General features: G+C 62.8%; 13 protein-coding genes. 3 read left to right on the forward strand and 10 right to left on the reverse strand.

Going from position 1 to position 17,921, the window contains the following annotated elements; translation table 11 throughout:
* Window positions 1-98: 98 nt before the first annotated feature.
* Window positions 99-719, reverse strand: a complete 621-nt coding sequence (locus tag GR183_RS15660) for a glutathione S-transferase family protein (protein WP_160776589.1) — start codon at window positions 717-719, stop codon at window positions 99-101.
* A gap of 213 nt (window positions 720-932) precedes the next feature.
* The gene (locus GR183_RS15665) at window positions 933-4,187 is read right to left on the reverse strand and encodes a choice-of-anchor D domain-containing protein (RefSeq protein WP_260513836.1); all 3,255 of its coding nucleotides are present in this window, start codon (window positions 4,185-4,187) and stop codon (window positions 933-935) included.
* A gap of 97 nt (window positions 4,188-4,284) precedes the next feature.
* Between GR183_RS15665 and GR183_RS15670 the strand changes: the two genes are divergently transcribed.
* Entirely contained in the window at window positions 4,285-5,205 is a 921-nt protein-coding gene (locus GR183_RS15670) for a LysR family transcriptional regulator (RefSeq protein ID WP_160776591.1), read from the forward strand.
* Here GR183_RS15670 and GR183_RS15675 read toward each other — a convergent pair.
* The 8 genes from GR183_RS15675 to GR183_RS15710 all read right to left on the reverse strand — a co-directional run bounded on the left by GR183_RS15675 (window position 5,198) and on the right by GR183_RS15710 (window position 14,610).
* Window positions 5,198-6,418, reverse strand: coding sequence for a spinster family MFS transporter (locus GR183_RS15675; RefSeq protein WP_202396125.1), 1,221 nt, complete (start codon window positions 6,416-6,418; stop codon window positions 5,198-5,200). The two genes, GR183_RS15670 and GR183_RS15675, sit on opposite strands and share 8 nt — an antisense overlap.
* Window positions 6,419-6,575: 157 nt before the next feature.
* Window positions 6,576-8,417, reverse strand: a complete 1,842-nt coding sequence (locus GR183_RS15680; RefSeq protein ID WP_160776593.1) for an ABC transporter ATP-binding protein — start codon at window positions 8,415-8,417, stop codon at window positions 6,576-6,578.
* Between the two features lie 2 nt (window positions 8,418-8,419).
* On the reverse strand, window positions 8,420-9,364 hold the full coding sequence (locus GR183_RS15685; protein ID WP_160776594.1) for an acetamidase/formamidase family protein: 945 nt from the start codon (window positions 9,362-9,364) through the stop codon (window positions 8,420-8,422).
* Window positions 9,354-10,982, reverse strand: coding sequence for an ABC transporter substrate-binding protein (locus GR183_RS15690; RefSeq protein WP_160776595.1), 1,629 nt, complete (start codon window positions 10,980-10,982; stop codon window positions 9,354-9,356). Before GR183_RS15690 ends, GR183_RS15685 begins: the two co-directional genes overlap by 11 nt.
* A 58-nt stretch (window positions 10,983-11,040) precedes the next feature.
* Window positions 11,041-11,961 (reverse strand): ABC transporter permease, encoded by a 921-nt coding sequence (locus GR183_RS15695; RefSeq protein ID WP_160776596.1) that lies wholly within the window; start codon window positions 11,959-11,961, stop codon window positions 11,041-11,043.
* Window positions 11,962-12,852, reverse strand: a complete 891-nt coding sequence (locus tag GR183_RS15700) for an ABC transporter permease (RefSeq protein WP_160776597.1) — start codon at window positions 12,850-12,852, stop codon at window positions 11,962-11,964. It lies immediately after the preceding gene.
* Window positions 12,833-13,447: an ANTAR domain-containing response regulator gene (locus GR183_RS15705; protein ID WP_160776598.1), complete on the reverse strand. Its 615-nt coding sequence runs from the start codon at window positions 13,445-13,447 to the stop codon at window positions 12,833-12,835. Before GR183_RS15705 ends, GR183_RS15700 begins: the two co-directional genes overlap by 20 nt.
* Window positions 13,444-14,610 (reverse strand): transporter substrate-binding domain-containing protein, encoded by a 1,167-nt coding sequence (locus GR183_RS15710; protein ID WP_160776599.1) that lies wholly within the window; start codon window positions 14,608-14,610, stop codon window positions 13,444-13,446. The genes GR183_RS15705 and GR183_RS15710 overlap by 4 nt, the downstream gene beginning before the upstream one ends.
* Before the next feature lie 340 nt (window positions 14,611-14,950).
* Between GR183_RS15710 and GR183_RS15715 the strand changes: the two genes are divergently transcribed.
* Complete coding sequence (locus GR183_RS15715; RefSeq protein ID WP_160776600.1) at window positions 14,951-16,954, forward strand: CocE/NonD family hydrolase; 2,004 nt, start codon at window positions 14,951-14,953, stop codon at window positions 16,952-16,954.
* A 57-nt stretch (window positions 16,955-17,011) separates the two neighbouring features.
* On the forward strand, window positions 17,012-17,839 hold the full coding sequence (locus GR183_RS15720) for a helix-turn-helix domain-containing protein (protein WP_160776601.1): 828 nt from the start codon (window positions 17,012-17,014) through the stop codon (window positions 17,837-17,839).
* Window positions 17,840-17,921: the final 82 nt, after the last annotated feature.

Raw genomic sequence — 17,921 nt, forward strand, 5'->3', positions numbered from 1 at the left:
GCATTTCGCATTGCTTCAAAAAGCGTCCGATCTACCCACCTTCGGCATGCCGGGCAGATCCGGAAAAGCCGGGCCTGCGACGGACTGTCATACAATCCTCACGCGATCCCGTTGCGGCAATATTCCGCAAAACCGGGGCGGAAAGACAGGCGGTTCATCCACGCCGCAACGGCGGGAAGCTCCGGACGCTCCATCGGCGTCTGCTCCCATCGGTTGGTGGAAAGAGCGAGGACGATATCGGCCAACGTGAAACTTGCACCGGCGACATAGGCGCCGGTGGACGCCAGCTGCGCATCGAGAACACGCATTTGAACCGTCCAGTCGCCTATGCTTCTTTCCTGCAACGCAGGATCGGCGAAATCCGGATGCTTTCGCACGCGTCCCATGAAGATCCCACGCCAGGCAGCGTTCAGGTCGCTCGCCTGCCAGTCCATCCAGCTTTCAACAAGGGCGCGGGCGGCGGGCGGTTCAGGCAGAAGGTCGAACCGTTTTTCCCGGGCTGCCAGATACCGGCAGATCGTGTTGGACTCGCTCAACACGAGATTACCGTCGATCAGCACCGGAACGAGCCCCTTCGCATTGAGCGCGAGAAAATCCGGGGTGGGCCCCGAGGGCGATGTTTCGCTCCCTTCCTCGCGCAGAGGAGCAAGAGCCAGTTCGGCGCAGGTCCACAATACCTTGCGGACATTGATCGATGATGATCGGCCGATCAGTTTCATGACGGACTCGCTTCTGTCTTGTTGGCCTCGCGCGGAATAACGCCAATCATCTTCCAGGCAAACAGGAAACCGCTATCGAACCGTCCGTTCACGCCGCACCGGCGCTAATCCGCGTCCAATTCCTTTCAGGGGGTCGATGCTTGAGCATGAACCGCCGGATACCTGCGGCGCGCGGGAGAACGGCCACGGGGTCGTCCCCGCGGCGCTTTACGATTACTGGATCGGGATGGTCATCCTCACCTTGCCGCCATAGGCTTCGTAGTCATTGGCGCCAAGGCCGTCGATGTAACCCTCGCTCGCCAGCATCCAGCCGTTCGGCAGGCGGACGTCGAGCCCGGCGTCGAGCCTGGCGCGCAGATCGTGATCGCTTAGGGGGAACCCGGAGGATGCCGCATTTTCGCGGATGCCGAAATTCCACACGCCGGACAGACCTGCGGTCGGGCTGACGGTGCCGCCGTTGTCGAGCGCGAAATCATAGCCGACCTTCGGCCCGAACTTGACCTCGCCAAGCGACACCGTCTGATCCTCGATCCTATTGCCGAGGCTGTCGGTATAGGCTTCCTGGGTTTCCTGGAACCAGGCGAAGCTCGCCTCGGGAATGATGCTCCAGCGCTCGACCTCGAACACGCCGGCGACCTTCGCGCGGACAAGCCAGCGGCTCGTCTGAAAATCGTCGCTGTAGGCGCCGAACGGATCGATGTCGTTGTAGGACCGTCCCCAGGCCGCGCGGGCCTCGTAGTAAAGGTTTTCCCCCGGCACGCGCCCCGCCACATAGGGCCCCGCCAGCCAGCCGAAACCGGAAGCGTCGCTGCCTGCGGTATCGTTGTCTTCCTCCGCCCAGTCCGCCTGGACGAGGCCGCCGATCAGCAGGTCGGGGGAGAGGAAGTAATGCGCGCCCAGGTATCCGACCCAGAAACTGCTGTCGGCATCGCCCGAACTGCTGGCCGATCCGTAAAGCTCGGTCCAGACGTCGAACTTGCGCGGCGATACGCCGTCGAACCGGCTGCCGGGCCGGGCGTCCGGTTTATCCGACCCCACGTCGCCGGTCGCAACTGACGTGCTCCCTCCGTTCCCGCCAAGCAGCTTGCTCAGGCTCGTTGCGAAGGCAAGGCTCACCCGTTCCTCGTTGAAGCTCGACTTCAGGCTGCCCCACGGCCCGCCGCCGCCGCCGTGCGTCCCGTTCACGAAGCCGATCAGGTTCGGCTGGTTCTGCAGGATGTGGTTGCCCCGGTTCAGCAGGAACTCGGCGATGCGCGCGCGAGTTTCACCGACGAGATCAAGGCCCACGACGACCTGCGCCGCGGCGACATTACCGTTGAGGTCCGCGTCCCGCACGACACCGGCCGCGATGTCGAGCGTGAGATCTCCCCTGCCGGACGGCGAGATATTCGCCTGGTATGTATCGCCGCTGCCGGTCAGCCCGCTTGCGGAGCCGTTGCCGACCGAGATGTCGCCCGCCGTAAAGCCGGTCACCGGCTCCGAAAACCGGATGGTGATCGGAAAGGGATTGAGATTGGCGATGGACGCCGGCGCTCCGAGGATGAAGACGCTCGGTGCCGAGTCGTCATAGGTGGCCGACGCCTGGGCCGCCGCCACATTGTCGTTGTTCGAGAAATCCTGCGCCACTCCTGCGGCGACGTCGATCGTCACCACACCCGCCGCAGCCGGCGTGATCAGCGCGGTATAGACAGCGGCGTTGACCGCCGCAAAGTTGCTCGCCGCACCATTTCCCACCGCGATATCGCCGATATCGAAACCCAGCACTCCTTCGGAGAAGGTGAAGATCGCGGTGAAGGGCCCGTTCGCTATCGTCGGTATGCCGGAGATCGCCACGGTCGGAGCATCCAGATCGCCTGCATGGCCCTCGATGTCGAACGAGAAGAAATTGGTCACGTTGTTGGCGATGCGGAGTTGCGCCCTGCGGTCGGGAACAGCGCCGGGTACTTGGGGAAAATCCGGATCGAATTCCACGGTCACGGTCGTGGAGCCTCCTGGAGTTACCGTTTCCGCCGGCTGAGCGGTAATCCTGAAATCCGCGGCATAGAAGCCGACGAGCGAAGCGGCATTGGGGCCCAAATTCAGAACGCCGGTTCCCGGGTTCGAAATCGTAAAGGTCCGGCTTGCGGTACCGTTCGCGATGTTGACCAGCCCGAAATCGGTACCGTCATTGACATCCGGCGTTGTATCGCCCAGAGAAATCGTCTGCCCGTTGCCGGTCACCGTGATCGGCGCTGCAATTCCTTCGCCCTTTATATCAAAAAGAACCGAGCCTGCTGCGTCCGAACTCACAAAGATTTGGGCAAATCGAAACCCTTCTCGCTGCGGGGAAAAAACAATATCAAAATCTCTACTTTGATTAGCCGGGACAGTAAAAGACGTTGCCGGGCTTACGGTGAATTCTCCAGTAACGCCACCGATCATGGTGATCCTCACCTGCAAAACGGTGAAGGCGGCGGTTCCGTCGTTGTGGACGGTAAACGTACGGGTAACCTGTTCGCCGTTGCCGGAGTCATCGAAAATGGCTTGTCCGAAATCCGTGCCATCGGCCGTGTCCGGCACTGCATCGTTATTATTAATAACTAACCCGCTGCCGGTTAACCTGAGCACCGGCCCGGAAACAACGCCAGCACCCGCGATCTGAAAGGCGAAGGAGCCGGCATTGCTGTTGATGCGAATCTGCGCTTCCTTCAACCCGTCATTTGATGGATCGAACGCCACGGTTAGGCTCGTCGATTCGCCTGGAATCACCGTCTGCGCCGGCTGAGTTGTAATCGTGAAATCCGGCGAAACGCCGTTACTGTCTACAGCCGAAACCGCATTGGGCCCGAATACCAGATCGGCAGTTCCAGGGTTCCGGATCGTGAAGGTACGGCTTACCTGGCCAGTCGCTACATCGACCGTGCCGAAAAAGGTACCGTCGCTCGCATTCGCGCTCAAACCGGCAGACAGGATATGCTGCCCGTTGCCACTCACCGAGATCTCAGGCCCGCCCGCGATCTCGCCCGTACCCATGACCGGTAAGATGAACGTGGTGCTGGAGCCCGGCCGGCTGGCGGAAATCATTACTTGAGCAGTCCTGATCCCATCAACCTGGGGGCTAAATAGAACACGAAAAGACCTTGTGGCATTTTGGGCAATGGGACCTGTAAACGCTTCGACCGTGAATTCGCCCGGGTTCGTACCATTACCCAATGAAATACTGATGTCGTTAATAGTGAGATCGGAACTGCCGGTATTGGTAATATCAAAAAACTGCCCGGCAGTGTCGCCAACAATGACGATCCCGTAGTTGGTGCCATTGAAAAGTAGAGGGGATGCGCCAGTGACGATCCCAAAACCGTTGCCTGTTACGGTAATTGGCAATGCGTAAGCGGAAGCCGGCAAAAGCGCCGGCGAGAGCAACACGGCCAAAACAATCGCGCCCAGCCCCCGCCGACCCGCGATTCCCCTCCAAAACTTTGCGAACATCCAACGCCCCGATTGCGTTTATGTGAATTTCGCCGGGACGTTAGGAAAGCTATGTCATAGCGGATAGCCAATGACGCAAATCGGGGTCATTTAGATTATGAATATACGCGGGCTGGACCTGAACCTGCTGCTCGTCTTCGAGGCGATCTATTCCACCGGCAACATCTCGCGGGCGGCGGAACAGCTGGACCTGAGCCAGCCTGCGATGTCCAACGCTCTGGCGCGGCTGCGAAAGCAGCTCGACGATCAATTGTTCGTCAGAAGCGGAAACGGCGTCATCCCGACCTCGCGCGGGGAAGAGATCATCCAGCCGATCCGCAAGGCCCTTGCCACGATCCGAGAGGGAATCGGCGCGGATGCGGCATTCGATCCGCAGGCCTCCAGGCGCCACTTCCGTCTCATCGTGGCCGACCCGCTGGAGCGTATCGTGATGTCGCGGCTCCTGTGGTCCGTGGGCCCGCAAGCCCAAATCACCTTTGAATTGCTTCCCGTGCCCTGCATGAACGTGGAAGAGGCCCTTCTTGGCGGCAAGGCCGACATGGCCGTGTTCCTGATGCCAGGCCACTATTCCGAGCTTCATGACCAGCCGCTCTGTCCGGTCGATCTTGTCGTTCTGGCGCGTAACGGCCATCCCAGAATCGACGGTTCGATCACGCGAGAGGTTTTCATGGACGAGCGGCGCATCGCCATGAACCTGACGCCGGGCAAGGTGTCGAATTCCGAGAAGGTGACCGACTGGCGCCATGCCTGGAAGCACAAGGTCTGCGAAGTCTACAAGATCAGTTCGATCGCGCAGCTCGTGGCGGAAACCGACCTGATCGGCGTGGTCCCGCGCATCTATGCCGCGCAGGTCGCGCAAGCCTACGGGCTGCAGGTTATCCCGCTGCCGATACAGGGCAGCAACCAGCAATATCATATGATCTGGCACAAGCGGTTCGACACCGACAAGGGTCACGTCTGGCTGCGCGAACTAGCAGGCACGGCCGTCGCCGAAGCTTATGAAAGCCTTGTCAGCTGATCGTCCGCATCGCCTTCCAGTAAAACCATGCTCCCGCCACTCCCACGGCCTGGATGACGGCCAGCGACACGCCGAGCGAACGGCTGCCGAAACCTGAAAATATCGTGTCGCTGGCAAGGCCGACCACCGTCGGTCCCATACCCACACCGACAAGGTTGAACGCGAAAATGAAGATCGCCGTCGCCATCGGCCGCATGTGCGACGGGATGCGCGAATGCAGGAAGACGAAGGTCGGCGCCCAGAAAATGCCGGCGAACAGCGTCGCAACGACGAGGCAGCCAAGCGCCGGCGGCCGGCTTTCCAGAAGGAGAAAGCCGAGGATAAACGGTTTGGCCGCCAGCAAGCCCGCCACGGCGATGCCGAGCCGCCATCGCGGGTCGGATGTTCCCAGCCGGTCCGCCACCCGCCCGCTGAACCACGTGCCGAGTCCCCCGCCGATGCCGACCGAAAGCGCCAGGAAAATTCCGGCCTGAGCCTGGCTCAGGCCAAGAGCGCGGATGGCGAATGTCGGCGTCCATGCAAGCGCGCCGAAGGTCACCACGCCGGTCAGCGAAATGGCGAATAACGCGCATCGAAGGCCGGGATCGTCGAAGATCGCCCTGGACGTCGCGATGAATAGCGATCGGTTCTGCTCGCCCGCCTTGACGGATATGTCCCTTTCCGGTTCCCGCACGGTGAACCGCAGCAAGAACGCCAGCAGGATGCCCGGTACGCCGGCGACGACAAAGGCCCAACGCCAGCCGAATTCCTGGCCGACTATACCCCCGATCAGGAATGCCAGCAGAATGCCGATATTGCCGCCGGAAACGAAAGTCGCCATCGCCGACGTCCTCTTCTCCGGCGGATAGAGATCCGTGATCATGGAATGAGCCGGGGCAACGCCACCCGCCTCGCCGATCCCGACGCCGATCCGCGCAAGCGCCAGATGAGTGAAATTCTGTGCGCCGGCTGTGGCGGCCGTCAGGCCGCTCCACGCAATGAGAGAAAGCGAAATTATGTTTCGCCGGTTCCCCCGTGCCGCAAGTCTGGCTATGGGCAGGCCGAACGCCCCGAAGACGACGGCGAACGCGAGGCCCGACAGGATGCCGAGTTTCGTGTCCGACAGGTCGAACTCCTGTCCGATCGCTTCGAGCGTGATACCGAGGATTTGCCGATCGAGCTGATTGATCGCAAACACTGCCGTCAGCAGTGACAGCGTATAGCCTTTTGACACGATGTGGTCGTCCTTGCATCCGTGTGAAAGCATCGCTCGCGCAAAATCTGAAGCCACGCTTCACGCGGACTGACCGGTATCGCTCTTCAACCGCAATTCAATCCTGCTTGAAACCAACATGCCGGCCGGATCTGGTTCTCTCGCCTGGTGCTTCGATCTAGCCTTCGACCTCCCAGACAAGGTGACGGCCGCCCAGATCGCGGACCCTCGTTTGCGGCGGCACGTAGTCGAGCGGATGCACGGGGCTCGGCAGATCTTCCGCCTTGGCAACGAAGTCGCGGCGCGGCCTGTGCGGGTCGGCCACGGGAACGGCCTCGATCAGCTTTTTCGTATAGGAATGCTGCGGATTCTCGAAGATATGGCGCCGCGAGCCCATCTCGACGAAACGCCCCATGTACATCACCGCGACCCGGTGGCTGATCTGCTCGACCACCGCCATGTCGTGAGAGATGAACAGATAGGAAATACCGGTCTCGTCCTGGATGTCCTGCAGAAGATCAAGCACCTGCGCCTGGATGGAGACATCGAGGGCGGCGACGGATTCGTCGGCGACGATCAGCTTCGGCGAGAGCGACAGCGCCCGGGCAATGCAGATGCGCTGGCGCTGGCCGCCCGAAAACTCGTGCGGATAGCGCCGCATCTGGTCCGGCGACAGGCCGACGCGCTCCAGCAGGTAGGCGACGCGCTCGTTCAGTTCGCTGCCTTGCGCGAGGCCATGAATGACCAGCGGCTCGGCGACGATATCGCCCACCCGCATGCGCGCGTCGAGCGATGCATAGGGGTCTTGAAAGATCATCTGCACGTCGCGCAGCACCGGGCGCATCGCCTTCGCACCGAGGCCCCGCGTCGAGCGGCCGTTGACCTTCACATCCCCCTGCCAGGGAATGAGGTTCAGGAGCGCCTTGCCGGTGGTGGACTTGCCGCACCCGGATTCGCCCACCAGAGACAGCGTCTCGCCTCTGCCGACGGTGAAGGAAATCCCCTCCACCGCATGCACGCGGCTGACGGGCCTTTGCAGTATGCCGCCCCTGATGTCGAAGCGCACGGTAAGGTCCCGCACTTCCACCATCGGCGCCTCATCGGCGGCCTTCGCTTGCGCGGCTTCCGCCCCCTTGGCGCGTTTGGGCGCGTCGGTCCCGGTCATCTCGCCGAGCCTTGGAACCGCGGCGAGAAGCTTGCGCGTGTAATCCTCTCGCGGATTATCGAAAACCTCGGCCGAGCTGCCGTGCTCCACGCGCCTGCCATGTTTCATCACCAGAACCTGATCGGCCATTTCGGCCACCACACCCATGTCGTGGGTGATCATCATCACGGCGATGCCGTGATCCACCTGCAGCTTGCGGATCAGCGCCAGGATCTGCGCCTGAACCGTCACGTCGAGCGCGGTGGTCGGCTCATCGGCGATCAGGATCTTCGAATGCTGCGCGAGCGCCATGGCGATGACGATGCGCTGTCGCATGCCGCCGGAAAGTTCGTGCGGATACTGCTCCAGCCGCCGTCGCGGCTCGGGGATCTGCACCTGATCGAGAAGCTCGAGCGCACGCGCGCCGGCGGCACGCCCGGCAAGCTCGCCGTGCGCCGTGATCGCCCCCTTGAGCTGCGTGCCGATGGAGAGCACCGGATTGAGCGAGGTCATCGGCTCCTGGAAGATCATGCCGATCTTGCGGCCGCGCACCTGCCTCATCCGGCTTTCCGGCAGGGTCAACAGATCCTCGCCGTCGAGCATCGCGCTCCCGCCGGCGATTCGCGCCATGGGCCTTGGCAGGAGTTGCATCAGGGCAAGCGCCGTCATCGACTTGCCGGAGCCGCTTTCGCCGGCGATGCAAAGCGTGCGTCCCTCCGGCAGGTCGAAGGACAGCCGGTCGACGACGAGCTTCGGCCCATCCGGTGTCGCGACCTGTACGCTCAAGTCGTTGACGGCAAGCGAAGTCGTCGCCGTCGCGTCCGCACCGCCGTTCGTTTCCCGCTTCCACGGTTCCTTTTGATGGGATTGATTCATCGTCAGGAAAATACGATCCGCGGAAAATAGAAGGACACGACCCAGTTCGGCTGGTCGACGATCTCGCTGATGCGCAGATCCCCGCACACCGAGCACAGCATGTAGGCATCCTCCGGCGTGAGGCCACGCGTGGCGCATAGAAAATCGATCATCCCCGAAACAGCCGCCCTCGCGCCTTCCATCAGGTCGGACCCGATGCCTGTCGTCACCTCGTAGCCCTCGCCGTCGAGGTGACGGGTCACGGGACCGGGCGTGGTGAAGCGCGGCATGGCGAGGTTGGCATCCTTCACCAGATCCAGTTTGAGCGCGACATTCATCGGGCTTTCAATGGCGGTTCCGCACACTTCCCCGTCGCCCTGGGCGGCATGAGTGTCGCCGATGGAAAAAAGCCCTCCTTCGACTTCGACAGGCAGATAGAGCGTGCTGCCGGCGGAAAGATCGCGGATGTCGAGATTGCCGCCCACGCGCCGCGGCGGAACAACGGAATGCAAGCCCGGCTCGGCCGGAGCGAGACCTATGGTCCCCGCGAAGGGTTTCAGCGGCACCCGCCCATGGCTGCCGAAAGCAGCCGGAGCAAGGCCGTCTGCGTCATAGCTCCACAGGTTCAGCGCAGGATCCTTGAACTGGTCGGCCAATAGCCCGAAGCCGGGAATATTGGCCGTCCAGCCGAAACCGGAAGGCTTGAAGGAGAGGATCTCTACCTTCAGTGCGTCTCCCGGTTTCGCCCCATCCACAAAGATGGGGCCGGTTACCGGATTGACCTTGGAAAAGTCGAGCGTGGCGATGTCCTCGGCGGTGCTGTCCGGCGTGAAATGGCCGGATCCGGAATCGAGACACTCGAATTCAAGGCTCGTGCCGGGCGACACCGTCTCGACGGGCGGGATCGAACGATCCCACCCGAAGTGACTGTGGCGTCCGTGGATCGTGTAATCGCACTTACTGCACATCTTTGGCATAGACCTCGTCATAGTGGACGGGAATGTGCACCGGATCGACGAACAGCCTGTCGTCGCCGCCGATACGCCCGGAGCGGATGGTGAACCGCTCCTCGTTGAAGACCGGCGCCCAGGGTGCATCTTCCATCACCTTGAGATAGATGTCGCGCCACATGGCTTCACGCTCGCCCGCCTTGTCCGGATCGACCATGGAATCGGCTTCCGCCGCCTTCGCGTCGAGGTCCGCATTGCAGTACCAGGCCCAGTTCCAGCCACCGGGAACCGCTCCGGCGCACCCAAGGATCGGGCCGTAGAAATTGGAGGGGTCGGGGAAATCGGCTATCCATGCCATGCCGCCGGACCAGATCATCGGCGCCTGGTCTTTCTCGCCGCCGGCGGCGATGACATTGGCCTGGGCGAGAGACTTGATCGCGGCATTGATGCCGATGGCCTTCAGGTCCTGCTGGATCGCCTGGGCGATGCGCGGCTGCGGATCGGTGTTCGCGACATAGAGTTCGGTGTCGAACCCGTCCGCGAGGCCAGCGTCCGCAAGCAGCTTTCTGGCCGCTTCCGGGTCATGGCCATAGCCTTTGTAGTCCGCCGCATAGCCCGGCATCGACGGCGGCAGCGGCTGATTGGCGGCAACCGCCCGGCCGTTGATGATACGCAGGATCCGGTCCTTGTTGATCGCCATGTTGACGGCCTGGCGCACCTCGACCTTGTCGAACGGCGCGATCGTCACATTCATCGTCACATAGCCCGTATGCAACTGGCCGCCCTGAATGATCAGGTCCTTGAACTCGGGATCGTTCTTGACCTCGATGAACTTGGCCGGGGGAATGCCGTCGCCGGGCACGTCGACTTCGCCGTTCTGCAGGCGCAGCAGCGCCACCACCGGCTCCTGCCCGACTTCGAAGACGATCTGGTCGAGCTTCGGCACGCCCGCGTTCCAATAATCCTCGAAACGCTCGAACACGAGCCGCTGTCCGAGTGTCCATTCCGACAGCTTGAAGGCGCCGGAGCCGACCGGGTGCTTGCCGAAGTCGGCACCGTATTTCTCGACTTCCTCCTTGGGGACCACATGCGCGAAGTTCAACGCCAGCACATGAAGGAACGTGGCGTCGGGCCTCGACAGCTCGAACCTGATCGTGTGCGGATCGACGACGGTAATGCCCGAGAGCCCGTCGGCATCGCCGGATGAAGCCTCTTCGAAACCCTTGATCGAACCGAAGAAACCGGCGCCCGGACTTTGCGTTTCGGGGTTGACCGTCCGTTCGATGGAATATTTGACGTCCTCGGCCGTCAGCGCGCGGCCGTTGTGGAACTTCACGCCGTCGCGCAGCTTGAAGGTGAAGACCGTACCGTCCTCGGAGATTTCATAGGATTCGGCGATTTCGGGGCGCAACTCCGTGGTGCCGGGCTGATAGTCCATCAGCCCGTCGAACAACGACTTGATCATCGACCAGTTCTGCCAGTCGTAGCCGATCGCCGGATCGAGCGTCGATACGTCGTCCTTGTAGGTGACGGTCATCGAACCGCCCTGCTTGATTTCCTCCGCCGAACTTGGCGACAGGCCGGAAAAGACGGTCAAGGCGGCGGCGGCAACGCCAGCCAGCAGCAGGTTTCTCATCTTGGCTGTTCCTTTCTCTGGTTTCTGCGCTTTCTTGGCATTGGTTCTCCAGCGCACATCAGCGCAGCTTGATGCGCGGGTCGATCAGGGGCGTTACGAGATCGGCCAGAAGATTGCCGAGCACGATGGCGCATGCGGAAACGAGGGTGACGCCCATGATGATGGGGATGTCGACGCGCTGAATCGCCTGCCAGGCAAGCTGACCGATGCCCGGCCAGCCGAAGACGCTCTCCACCACGACGATGCCGGACATGAACAGGCCGATGTCGATGCCGATCATGGCGACGATCGGCAGAATGGCGTTGGGCATGGCATGGCGAAACAGCACCTTGGCGCGGCTGAGGCCGGTGGCGCGCGCGGTGCGTACATAGTCCTGCCTCAGCACGTCGATGAGCGACGAGCGCATCATCCGCGAATACCAGCCGGCGCCGAGAAAGCCGAGCGTGACCGACGGCAGCACCAGATGGACGAACGTGCCGTAGCCGCCGATGGGGAACCAGCCGAGCTTCACCGCGAACACGTAGAGGAGCAGGATGCCGATCACGAACTGCGGCGCCGATACGCCGATGAAGGACGTGATCATCAGCGCATTGTCGGTATGCGAGCCGCGCCGCAGGGCGGCGACGATGCCCATGGCGAGGCCGAAGGCGAGCTCGCAGGCGATCGCCCCGGCCATCAGCAGAAGGCTTGCCGGAAGCCGCGCCGCAATCAGCGTCGAAACCTCGGTCTTCTGCAGGTAGGAGCGGCCGAAGTCGCCCTGAAGCAGGCTAGCCAGGTACCGCAGGTACTGTTCGTAGAAGGGAAGGTTGAGGCCCAGTTGCTCGCGGATGTTCTCCACCGTTTCGGCGGTGGCGCTGCGGCCGGCGATCTGCCGCGCCGGATCGGCCGGCACGAGGTACAGCAGGATGAAGGTGACGAAGCTGATTCCGAGCAGGATGAGCGCCGTCTGGATCAACCGCCGGATGATGTAGGCCGCCATTCAGTGCCTCCCCTGCTGGGTCGGGTCGAGAATGTCGCGCAATGCATCGCCCACGAGGTTGAACGCCAGGGCCAGCGCCAGGATCGCCGCGCCTGGAATGAAGACCAGCCATGGCGCCGACGTGAAATACGTCTGGTTCTCGAAGATGATGTTGCCCCAGGAAGGTGTCGGCGGCTGCACGCCGATGCCGAGGAAGGAGAGCGTCGCCTCGAGCAGCACCGTGGTCGCGATGCCGAGCGTCGCCCAGACGATGATGGTCGACAGCAGGTGCGGCAGGATGTGGCGGAACAGGATGCGGCCCGCGCCCGCGCCCATGGCGCGTTCGGCCATGACGAAATCGCGTTCGGAAAGGGACCGCGCCTCGGTGTAGACCACCCGCGCGATCTGCACCCAGTTCACCATCGCGATCACCATCGCCACGATCCACAGGCTTGGCGTGAAGATGGCGGCCAGCACGATTGCGAGAAGCAGCGCCGGGAAGGCCATCATCAGGTCGGTGAAGCGCATCAGGACCGTGTCTGTCCATCCGCGGAAATAACCGGCGGTGATACCGATCAGCGAACCGATGATCACGGCAATGCCGTTGGCGACCACACCGATTACGAGGGAAGTCCGCGCGCCGTAGACGAGACGGCTGAACAGATCGCGGCCGACGAGGTCGGTGCCGAACCAGAATTGCGCGTTGGGCGGCAGCGGCGCACCCTCGATCGTCAGTCCCTCGAAGAACTGCTCATATGGGTCGAATGGCACCAGCCATGGCGCGAAGACCGCCGCCAGGACCGTCACGCAAATGACGATCAGGCCCGCCAGCGCCAGCGGCCGGCGCAGCAGCCGCGCGATGACGGACGGGTTCGCCGCCGATGCACGCGTTTCAGCGACCGTTCGTGACATTCTTCCTGCCGTCCGTTTCGGCGCCGGCAACGATCCGCTCCGCCGTATCCTCGATCGATTGTCTTTCGGCCATGGCCTTCTTTCGCAACAGGTTGAAGGCGTAGCCGGCATCGCAGTCGTGCTTGTGCATCAGCATTGCGGTGGCCTCCGCCAGCGCCTGGCGCTTCAGCAGGCGTTCTTTCAAAGAAGCGATTTCCTGCTCCTGGCTTCGCCGGCGCGTAAAGCTTTCCCTGGCCGCGACGAGAGCGCTGTAGAGGCCGGCGCTGCCGATCGGCTTGAGGAGTTGCGCGTCGGCGCCCTGGCCCATGCTCCAGGCGATGCGGCCCGGCGCCTCCGAGCCGATGAGCGCGATGATGGGCATCGGGGCGCTGCCCGCCGGCCATGGAAATTGCTCGTCGTGGCCCCTGTCGGCATCGATCAGCAGCACGTCGTAGTCCCGCATCCCGGCTTCGCGTTCGATGGCGGGCCAGGCCGCCTCGCCGGCAATGCCGATCCGCGCGCATTGCGCCAGGAGCGCTTCCACATTGTCGTGGGGCCTGTGCAGGATGAGCGCCCGCCAACCGACGAAATTGGGAGTGTGGCGCGCCGGGCTCATTGAACCACCCTCAAGGTTCTCTTCGTTTCGACCGTTCGCGCGTAAGGGCGCTTGAGCGGCGTCGACGTCAGGAACGGATCGGGTGCGATGGCGCCCCGGCTTTCATGCACCACGTCGAAGTCGCCGTCCGCGCGCGCCCGGCCGATATGGGCGTTGAGGCTGACATGGTTGGTTGCCGGGTCGACGCGGATCGGCCCGAGCGGCGTCTGCGTGAAATGGGATCGCACGGCATGCAGCACGGCATCGGCCCGGTCGCTTCCGCAACGGCGGATCGCTTCCGCGATCATGACGACCGCCGCATAGGCCTGAACGAAGAAGGCATCGGCGATACGCGCCGGCCCGCCGTTTCGCGCAAGTCCGGCCGCAGGGCCGTCGTTCATGCTCGCGAGCGCTCGAAAATAGCTTGAAACCGTGTAGTTTCCGGCGGCCACGTCGCCCAGAAGCGTAACTTCGTTTTCGCAGAGATTGCAGCTCACCACCGGGCGGCATGCGGGGTTGAAGGCGTCATCCTCCGCGCCCAGCGCGCCATATGCCCTCAGGAAGGCGTAGGACGACTGGCCGATTAGATTGTTGAGGATGAAATCCGGCCGCTTTTCCCGGATTTCGCTGACAAGATGCGCGATATCCTCGTCGCCGATCGCCACATATCTCTCGCCCAGGATTTCGCCCCCGGAGCAATGCAGGATGTCGCGCGCGATCCGGTTCGTTTCCCAGCCCCAGATGTAGTTCGAGCCGACAAGCATCACGCGGCTGCCGAATTTCGGGACGATGTAGTCGAGCAGCGGCACAAGGTGCTGATTGGCGCATGCGGCCACGTAAACGAGATTTTCGCTGACCTCGAAGCCCTCGTAGACGCACGGATACCACAGCAGCGCGTCCAGTTTTTCGACGACGGGGATAACCTCCTTGCGGCTCCACGACGTGGTACAGCCGACCACGTGGCGCGTTTTCCCCTTCCGGATCAAATGCCGGCAAAGCTCGGCGTAGCGGTCCGTCTCCCCGGCGGGATCGGCGTGCATTGCCTCCAGCGTGAAGGGGTATTTGCTTGAAGCGTTGACGTCGTCGATCGCCGCCATCGCGCCGAAATAACCCTGGCGGGCGGGTTGCTCATAGGCGCCGCTGACGGAAAACAGTACGCCGACCGGAAAGGACACTTCGTCCATGGAAACGCCAGCCCCCAAAACGCAAAAAGCCCCGTGGAGAAAGAGGTTTTCTCTCCGCGAGGCCCGGATGCCGAAAAGAATATTTCAGGCAGAATATCGGGCCGGGCACTCGTGTCAAGCTGCGCAGCCGGCATTGCATCGCGCTTGAACCTTTTCGGACACGAAAGGGGCCGCAAGCCGAACGCGATGTGCCGGATGCTTTTCCCGCCCGGTCGCCCGGCCATGATTTCCTTGAGTAACGAACGAGCGTCAATTCGCGTCTTGTTCGCCGTCTCTGCGCAATTGAGACGCCGCGAATCCGGCGCATAAGCTTGAGAGGATTTAACGTCAGGAGCCGCAAATGCCGCAAGCGCCAGCCTTGAGCGACGTAGAGATATTGGATCCGCTCTGGATCCCGATGCCGGATGGTGTCCGGCTGGCCGCGCGGGCCTGGCTTCCCAAGGGCGCAAGGGAAAATCCTGTTCCCGCAATCCTGGAATATCTGCCGTATCGCCGCCGCGACGGCACGGCTCAACGCGACGACGCCAATCATCCGTGGTTCGCGGCGAACGGTTACGCCTGCATCCGGGTGGACATCCGCGGCAATGGCGATTCCGACGGCTTCATGGACGACGAATACACCGAGGAGGAGCTTGAGGACGGTGTCGAGGTCATAAACTGGCTTGCCCGCCAACCGTGGTGCGACGGCAATGTCGGCATGATCGGCATTTCCTGGGGCGGCTTCAACGGCCTGCAGATCGCAGCCATGCGCCCCAAGGCGCTGAAGGCCATCGTCACGATTTGCTCAAGCGACGACCGTTACGCAGACGACATCCACTACATGGGCGGCTGCCTGCTGACGGAAAATCTCGGCTGGTCCTCGCAGATGCTGGCTTACTCGTCTCGCGCGCCCGATCCGCAGGTCGTTGGCGAACGCTGGCGCGAGATGTGGCTTGAGCGGCTGGAGCGCCAGCCCCTCTTGCTTGAGCCATGGCTGAAGCACCAGCGCCGGGACGCTTATTGGAAGCGGGCATCCGTTTGCGAGGATTACGGCGCGATAACCGCCGCCGTCTATGCGGTCGGCGGCTGGGCGGACGCCTATACCAATACGATCCCCCGTCTTCTGGAAAACCTGAAAGGGCCGAGGAAGGGGCTCATCGGCCCATGGGTGCACAAATATCCGCATCAGGCCTATCCGGAACCGGCGATCGGCTTCCTGCAGGAATGCAAGCGCTGGTGGGACCGCTGGCTCAAGGGCGAGGAGAACGGCGTCGATGACGAACCGATCCTCGACTATTACATCATGGACGGCATCGCTCCGAGCCGGCGGATCGACGCGCGCCCCGGCACGTGGGCGGCGGAAGCCGCATGGCCGTCTCCGCTGGTCCGGCGCGAGCGCATGTCTTTGAGCGACAGCGGACTTGGCGACACCATCGGCAATCATGTGTTGCACCTGAAGGCGAACCAGCGCGTCGGCGCTGCCGCCCAGCGCTTCTGCCCCGGCATGCGCGACCGCAATGAACTGGCGGCGGATCAGCGGCCGGACGATGCGGGATCGCTCGTCCTCGACGCGGATGTCCTGGAACGGCCGCTCGACATCGTCGGGGCCGCGAAGCTGAAGGTCCGCGCCGTGCCGGATGCCGCCACGGGCTTCCTGGCGGCGCGCCTTTGCGACGTCAGGCCGGACGGGTCCGTCGCCTTCATCACGGCGGGCACGCTCAATCTGACCCATTCGCCCGATCATGCCGAGGTCGCGCCGCTTGAACCCGGCCAGCCGGTTGAGAGGACACTTGTCTTCAACGACATCGCCTACCGCCTGCCGGCGGGCCATCGCCTCCGCCTCGCGCTGTCGACAAGCTACTGGCCCATGGTCTGGCCGTCGGCAGAGCCCCTTTCGCTGGAGATCGATCCGGCCGGGTCGGAGCTCGATATTCCCGTCCGTCATGGCGAGGGTCCTGCACCGACCGAATTCGGCCGGCCGGAGGCCGCACCGCCGCTCGACGACGTCGAGCTGAGGCCCGAAAGCTCCGCACGGCGCGAGGAAACTCTGGAAGACGGCACCGAAGTGCTGACGCTCGTAACCGACGGCGGCAAGCAGCGCCTTGCGGCAAGCGGCATCGAGTCCGGGCGCACCACCCGCGAGGTCTGGAGCCTGCACCCCGACGATCCCCTGTCAGCCCGCATGGAGGCGAGTTGGAGCTACGAAGTCGGCCGTGGCGACTGGCACACGCGCACCGAAACGTCGACGGTCATGACCTGCGACGTCGACAACTTCTACATTCGCGCCAGCCTTGAGGCTTTCGAGGGAGAAAAGCTCATTTTCGACAAGACCTGGGATATCGCGATACCGCGCGACGGCGTTTGAGTGCCGTTGCACGCAATGGTGGCTTGAGCATCGGTGCGCGCAAGGTAGTATGCGGCCATGGCAACCGATCTTGCGCGCAACCTGCGCCTTCTTTGCAGCTATACGCCGTCCATCTCCCAGGTCTGTCGCGATCTTGGCATCAACCGGCAGCAGTTCACGAAATACCTGAACGCCTCGGCCCGCCCGTCCGACCGCAACCTGAGAAGGATTTGCGACTATTTCGGCGTCGCGATCGACGAGATCATGATGCCGCACGGCCAGTTCGCGTCGATCGTCGCCGTCACGCCGAAAACGCAGAACATGGTTCGCGCGCTCGGTCCCGCGGCGCCCGCCCTCAATGCGATGATCGAATCCTCCGAACGCGCGCTGGAGCGTTATCGCGGCTACTATTTCTACTATTATTACACGCCATCGCGGCCGGGCTGCATCCGCCGCTCGCTGCTTCGCCTGCACGAACGCAACGGCATCTGGTACTCGCGCCTGACCGAGAGAATCCAGTCCGAGGCAAGCCCCATGGGGCGCTCGCATTATTCGCACTATCTCGGCATCGCCCTGTTTCTGGGCGACCGCATCACGATCGTCGATTATAACGCCAGCAATCAGACCTCGCTGTCGCAAACCCTGCTTTATCCGGCGCAGGGGCGGGAACTGAAGTTTCTTTCCGGGCTGACCCTCGGCGTGCAGGGGCGTTCGGCACGCGCGCCCTTTACCGCACGCCTTTTTCTGGAATATCTCGGCGAGGCGCCGAAGCGGCGCGAGATGCTTGAGCAGACCGGCGTGTTCACCGCCGACGACCCCGGCCTGCCTCCTTATGTCCGGCGTGTCATTTCCGCGCGTGAGCTGGAACACTCCGACATCCTGAAGGCATATGAGCTGCTTCCCTGACGCATACTGACGCCAATGTCGCGCCAAACCGCGAAACGGACCCGCCCGCCGCGCCATTGTCGGCGGCAATGCGCTTCCTGAT

Source organism: Stappia sediminis (assembly GCF_009826895.1).
GTDB lineage: Bacteria > Pseudomonadota > Alphaproteobacteria > Rhizobiales > Stappiaceae > Hongsoonwoonella > Hongsoonwoonella sediminis.

Excerpts from the sequence above, each read along its gene's own strand:
- GR183_RS15685 (WP_160776594.1), bottom strand. The coding sequence starts at position 9,364 with ATGTGCAGTAAGTGCGATTACACGATCCACGGACGCCACAGTCACTTC.
- GR183_RS15715 (WP_160776600.1), top strand. The coding sequence starts at position 14,951 with ATGCCGCAAGCGCCAGCCTTGAGCGACGTAGAGATATTGGATCCGCTC.
- GR183_RS15700 (WP_160776597.1), bottom strand. The coding sequence starts at position 12,852 with ATGTCACGAACGGTCGCTGAAACGCGTGCATCGGCGGCGAACCCGTCC.
- GR183_RS15680 (WP_160776593.1), bottom strand. The coding sequence starts at position 8,417 with ATGAATCAATCCCATCAAAAGGAACCGTGGAAGCGGGAAACGAACGGC.
- GR183_RS15695 (WP_160776596.1), bottom strand. The coding sequence starts at position 11,961 with ATGGCGGCCTACATCATCCGGCGGTTGATCCAGACGGCGCTCATCCTG.
- GR183_RS15670 (WP_160776591.1), top strand. The coding sequence starts at position 4,285 with ATGAATATACGCGGGCTGGACCTGAACCTGCTGCTCGTCTTCGAGGCG.
- GR183_RS15720 (WP_160776601.1), top strand. The coding sequence starts at position 17,012 with ATGGCAACCGATCTTGCGCGCAACCTGCGCCTTCTTTGCAGCTATACG.
- GR183_RS15690 (WP_160776595.1), bottom strand. The coding sequence starts at position 10,982 with ATGAGAAACCTGCTGCTGGCTGGCGTTGCCGCCGCCGCCTTGACCGTC.
- GR183_RS15710 (WP_160776599.1), bottom strand. The coding sequence starts at position 14,610 with ATGGACGAAGTGTCCTTTCCGGTCGGCGTACTGTTTTCCGTCAGCGGC.
- GR183_RS15660 (WP_160776589.1), bottom strand. The coding sequence starts at position 719 with ATGAAACTGATCGGCCGATCATCATCGATCAATGTCCGCAAGGTATTG.
- GR183_RS15705 (WP_160776598.1), bottom strand. The coding sequence starts at position 13,447 with ATGAGCCCGGCGCGCCACACTCCCAATTTCGTCGGTTGGCGGGCGCTC.
- GR183_RS15665 (WP_260513836.1), bottom strand. The coding sequence starts at position 4,187 with ATGTTCGCAAAGTTTTGGAGGGGAATCGCGGGTCGGCGGGGGCTGGGC.